Origin of the sequence: Microbacterium sp. Kw_RZR3, assembly GCF_029222405.1 — a bacterium.
Lineage (GTDB): Bacteria > Actinomycetota > Actinomycetes > Actinomycetales > Microbacteriaceae > Microbacterium.
The window spans coordinates 1-5,107 of record NZ_JARHXC010000082.1 but is presented as its reverse complement, the minus strand read 5'-3'; the positions used below and the strand labels follow the sequence as shown (position 1 = coordinate 5,107).

Annotated in this window: 4 protein-coding genes; 3 read left to right on the top strand and 1 reads right to left on the bottom strand. The window is 70.6% G+C overall.

The window, feature by feature from the left end:
• Positions 1–140 precede the first annotated feature (140 nt).
• Positions 141–1,157 (bottom strand): 2-oxoglutarate and iron-dependent oxygenase domain-containing protein, encoded by a 1,017-nt coding sequence (locus P2P98_RS04570; RefSeq protein ID WP_275797616.1) that lies wholly within the window; start codon positions 1,155–1,157, stop codon positions 141–143.
• 288 nt (positions 1,158–1,445) lie between these two features.
• On the opposite strand from P2P98_RS04570, the gene efeU reads away from it, so the two are divergent.
• Genes efeU through efeB form a run of 3 tightly spaced genes read left to right on the top strand, consistent with a single transcriptional unit; the run spans position 1,446 to position 5,043 of the window.
• Positions 1,446–2,477, top strand: a complete 1,032-nt coding sequence (gene efeU / locus P2P98_RS04565; RefSeq protein WP_275797614.1) for an iron uptake transporter permease EfeU — start codon at positions 1,446–1,448, stop codon at positions 2,475–2,477.
• Positions 2,474–3,703 carry an iron uptake system protein EfeO gene (gene efeO / locus P2P98_RS04560; RefSeq protein ID WP_275797612.1) on the top strand — a complete coding sequence of 410 codons (1,230 nt, stop codon included), beginning with the start codon at positions 2,474–2,476 and terminating at the stop codon, positions 3,701–3,703. The genes efeU and efeO overlap by 4 nt, the downstream gene beginning before the upstream one ends.
• A 2-nt stretch (positions 3,704–3,705) precedes the next feature.
• A complete protein-coding gene (efeB, locus tag P2P98_RS04555; protein ID WP_275797610.1) occupies positions 3,706–5,043 on the top strand; it encodes an iron uptake transporter deferrochelatase/peroxidase subunit in 1,338 nt (445 codons plus the stop codon).
• The last annotated feature ends 64 nt before the right edge of the window (positions 5,044–5,107 follow it).

The window sequence follows — 5,107 nt, the reverse complement described above, 5'->3', positions numbered from 1 at the left end:
GCATAAACGCGATCCGCTCACATAAACGCGCTGTGCACGTGTTTCTGCGAGTGGATCGCGTTTATGCGTGTGGCCGGGGCCGTGATCCGCGGCCACGGCGGCGGACTCGGGCGCCGAGCTCGGACGTCGGCGCGGCGGGCTCAGGACGCGGCGCGCGCGGCCAGCAGATCCGCGTGCCAGCGCTCGGCCACGTCGGGGTGGGCGCGCAGGCGCGACTTGAGGGCGTTCTCGCCGTACGTCGCGTGGATGGGGTTCGTCGGGTCGTCCGTGACGCCGCGGACCTCGGATGCCAATTCCTCGGGCAGCTCGATGATCGGCAGGCGCGCGTCGAGGGCGGGGTTGAAGAAGAACGGCACCGAGATGCGCTCATCGGGGTAGGTCGGGGAGATCACGCGGTGGTTCGTGGCCGTGAGGTAGCCCTGCGTGGCGTACTCGAGCAGCTCGCCGATGTTCACCACGAACGCGCCGGGCACCGGGGGAGCGTCGACCCACTCGCCGTCGCGCTCGACCTGCAGGCCGCCCTTGCCGGGCTCGACCCACAGCAGCGTCAGTACGCCCGAGTCCTTGTGCGCGCCCACGCCCTGCTGGGGCGTCGGGTCGTCCTTGCCGGGGTAGCGCACGATCTTGATGAGGGTCTGCGGGTCGCCGAAGTGGCGGTCGAAGTACTGCTCCTCGGCGCCCAGGGCGAGGGCCCACGCGCGCAGCAGCTTCCGGGCGACGCCGGTGAGGTGGTCGTGCCACTCGGTGACGACCTCCTTCAGCTCGGGCTGCGCGGCCGGCCAGAGGTTCGGGCCGACCAGTCGGTTGTACCCCGGGCCCTCGGGGTCGTCGATCGCCGCGCGCTCGGGTCCGATGTCGATCTGCTCTCGCCAGTCGACGCGGCCCTGCGTGCGCTCGCCGCCGACCCGCGTGTAGCCGCGGAAGTGGGGGCTCGTGACGTTTTCGATCGCGAGCTTCTCGGCCTCGGGCAGGGCGAAGAAGTCCTTCGCCGCCTGCAGGAGCTTCGCCTCCAGCTCGGGGCTGACTCCGGTGCCCGTCAGGTAGAAGAACCCGACGTCGTGGGTCGCGGCACGCAGCTCATCCCGGAAGCGGGCGGCGGCATCCGGCCCCTGATCGAGGAGCGAGAGGTCGAGGACGGGGAGATTCAGGTCGGACATGCGACGAGGCTAGGTCGATCCGCGCGGGATCGTGTGAATGTTGCCGATGGTTACCGTCCGCACCGGATGCAGCATCCGCGGAGGCCATCGAACAGGATGCCGTCCCCTCGGCGCCGCGAAAAGACGGGCGTGGAGCGTGTGTGACGTCCGTGATCGCAAACCCCGCCGATCGGCGGGGTGCGAACACGCCATGGAATTGCGTATCGTTTCCAGGTCAGGTGAGGCTGCCCTTACCTTCCCGCAGTGCCGCGGCGCCCCACCCCGAAACCGAAAGTCGGAATCCCGCCCGTGCTCGCAAGCTTCTTCGCCACGTTCCTCATCGGCCTCCGTGAAGGCCTCGAAGCGGCACTCGTCGTCGGCATCCTCGTCGCGTACCTCACCCGCCTGGACCGTCGTGACGCTCTGCCCAAGCTGTGGACCGGTGTCGGCCTCGCGATCGCCCTGGCGCTGACCGTCGGCGCGATCTTCACCTTCGGTGCGTACATGCTCACTTTCGAGGCCCAGGAGCTCCTCGGCGGGGGGCTGTCGTTGCTCGCCGTCGCGATGGTCACCTGGATGATCTTCTGGATGCAGAAAGCCGGGCGCACGCTGAAGGCGGGCCTCGAGGGTGGCGTCGACAAGGCCCTGCGCGGCGGGGTCTGGGCGCTCGTCGCGATCGGCTTCGTCTCGGTCGCGCGCGAGGGGGTCGAGACGACGCTGCTGCTGTGGTCGATGGTCCAGTCGTTCGGCGACACGCCCTACGCCCTTCTCGGCGCGCTGCTCGGACTGGTCGCCGCGGTCGTCCTCGGTTGGCTCATCGCCCGCGGCATGCTCCGGCTCGACCTCGGTCGCTTCTTCACCTGGACCGGCGGCTTCCTCGTCGTCGTCGCGGCGGGAGTGCTCGCCTACGCGTTCCACGACCTGCAGGAGGCGGGTGCCCTCCCGGGCCCGTTCGGCGCGGGCGCCCCGATCGACCCCGCGACCGGGCTCGTCGCCACCGGTTGGGCCGGCTTCCCGTTCGGCTGGGCGTTCGACGTCTCGGATGCCATCTCGCCGGGCGGTCCGCTCGCCGCGCTGCTGCAGGCCACCGTCGGCTTCATGCCCGCGATGACGTGGCTGCAGGTGATCGCCTGGGTGGTCTACATCGCCGTGGTCGTGCCCCTCTTCGTGCGCGGCGTGCGAGCCAACCGGCGCCCGAAGGCGACCGCGAGCCCCGCAGCCGGAACCTCCGCGTCGCATCCCGCCGATGTCCCCGCGGCCCACGCCGCCCCGCAGCTCTCCGACGCCGCTCGCGTGCCCGACGCCGCGGCATCCGTCACCCATCCGAATGGAGCATCATGACCCCGACTCGCCTCCTCGCGGCTGCGGCCGTGGCCGGCGCGGCCGCCCTCGTCCTCTCCGGCTGCGTCGCCAAGACCGACGCGGCCGCCTCCGGAGCCCTGACGGTCACCTCGACCGACGACGGCTGCGCGGTCTCGTCCGCCTCGGCGCCCAGCGGCACCGTCGCGTTCGACGTGAGCAACAAGAGCGACCAGGTCACGGAGTTCTACCTGCTGGCATCCGATGGACTCCGCATCGTCGGCGAGGTCGAGAACATCGCCCCCGGCGCGTCGCGCAACCTCACCGTCGTGGCCCAGCCCGGTGACTACTTCACCCTCTGCAAGCCCGGCATGGTTGGCGACGGCGTCGGCAAGGCGAGCTTCTCGGTCACCGGCGACGCCGTTGCCGTCGAGGGCCCGGATGCCGAGCAGAAGCAGCAGGCGGTCGACCTCTACGCCGCGTTCGTCAAGGACCAGGTCGGTCAGCTGCTCCCCGCTGTGAAGACCTTCACGGCCGCGTACGAGTCGGGAGACGACGCCGCCGCGAAGGAGCAGTTCCCCCGCGTCCGCGCGTACTACGAGCGGATCGAGCCGATCGCCGAGGCGCTCGGCGACCTCGACCCCCGCATCGACTACCGCGAGGTCGACGCCGTGGCCGAGGGGCTGGACTGGACCGGGTTCCACCGCATTGAGAAGGATCTGTGGGTCCCCGCGCAGGACGCACTGAACGCGGACGGCGAGACGCCCGCGTGGAAGGACTGGGCTCCGTCGACTCCTGACGAGCGCAAGACGCACGGTGACAAGCTCGTCTCCGACGTCCAGGAGCTGTACGACTACGTCCACGGCGACGAGTTCACGCAGGCCCTCGACGCGCAGGGCGTCGCGGGCATCTCGAACGGTGCGATCGCGCTGCTCGACGAGGTCGCGAGTGGCAAGATCAGCGGCGAAGAGGACTGGTGGTCGGGGACCGACCTCTACGATTTCGCGGCGAACGTCGAGGGGTCGAAGATGGCCTTCTCGCTCGTGCGCGACTTCGCCGAGTCGAAGGGCGACAAGGGTGCCGAGCTCGTCACGAAGATCGACAAGGGGTACGCCGACCTCGAGGCCGCTCTCGCGGCGCACGGATCTGCCGACGCGGGCTTCGTCCCCTACTCGCAGCTGACCGAGGCCGACAAGCGCCAGTTCACCGACCTCATCAACGCCTTGGCCGAGCCGCTGTCGCAGCTGACGGTCACGGTGCTGGAGTGAGCGTGAGCGACGAAGAACGCGACACCACGGCTGCCGTCGGACCCTCGGGTCCGGCGGCAGCCGCGTCGCCGTCCGGCCCCGACGCGTCGGCGGGTGTGTCCCGGCGCGACCTGATCGGGTTGGCCATCGGGGCGAGCGCGACCAGCCTCGTCGTCGGCGCGGGCGCGGGCCTGGTCGGGGGTGCGGCGTACGGCCAGGACCAGGCACGACGGATCATGGATGCCGCGGCCCCGGCGTCTGGCATCCATCAGCCCGGGATCACCACCCCCGTGCAGGAGCACCTCCACTTCGCGGCCTACGACATGATGGCGCGCACCACGCGCGACGATCTGGCGGAGTTGCTGTCGGACTGGACGTATGCCGCGAACCGCATGATGCAGGGCCTCGACGTGAGCGCCACCGGCGCGCTCGGGGGATCGCCCGACGCGCCGCCGGACGACACGGGCGAGGCCGTCGGGCTGCCGGCGAGCAACCTCACCATCACCTTCGGGTTCGGGCCCTCGCTCTTCGACGCGCGGTTCGGGCTCGAGGGGCAGCGACCGGCAGGACTCGAACGGCTCCCCGCGTTCTTGAACGACGACCTCGACCCGCTGCGCTCCGACGGCGACCTGTGCATCCAGGCGTGCGCTGATGACCCGCAGGTGGCCGTCCACGCGATCCGCAACCTCAGCCGCATCGCCTTCGGCCGCGCGACGATCCGATGGTCGCAGCTCGGGTTTGGACGGACGTCGAAGACCACCGCGTCCCAGACGACCCCGCGAAACCTCTTCGGCTTCAAGGACGGCACGGCGAACATCCTCGCCGACGACACGGCCGCACTGGAGGAGAACGTCTGGGTCTCGGCATCCGAGGGTCCGGCGTGGCTCGCGGGCGGGTCGTACCTCGTCGCGCGACGCATCGCGATGCTGATCGAGACGTGGGACCGCACGCGTCTGGCGGAGCAGGATCGCGTGGTCGGTCGCGACAAGGGGGCGGGGGCGCCGCTGTCGGGCGGCGACGAGTTCACCGCTCCCGACTTCTCGGCCGTCGGTCCGACCGGGAAACCGGCGATCGACCCCCGCAGCCACGTCAGCCTCGCGCACCCCGACAACAACGGGGGCATCCGGATCCTGCGCCGCGGCTACAACTTCGTCGACGGCACGACCGATCTCGGGCGCCTGAATGCGGGACTGTTCTTCCTGTCGTTCCAAAAGAGCCCCGATCGGTTCGTCACGCTGCAGAAGGCCCTGTCGACGGATGCCATGGGCGAGTACATCCGCCACGTCGGCTCGGGGCTGTGGGCCGTGCCCCCGGCTCCGGCCGCGGGCGCGTCGATCGGGGCGGGGCTGCTCGGCGCGTAGGGAGCTCAACTCGGGCGCGGGCGGGGTGTCGCCGTGAGGTGGCTGAGCCTGTCGAAGCCATCGG

Excerpts from the sequence above, each read along its gene's own strand:
- P2P98_RS04570 (WP_275797616.1), bottom strand. The coding sequence starts at position 1,157 with ATGTCCGACCTGAATCTCCCCGTCCTCGACCTCTCGCTCCTCGATCAG.
- efeO (WP_275797612.1), top strand. The coding sequence starts at position 2,474 with ATGACCCCGACTCGCCTCCTCGCGGCTGCGGCCGTGGCCGGCGCGGCC.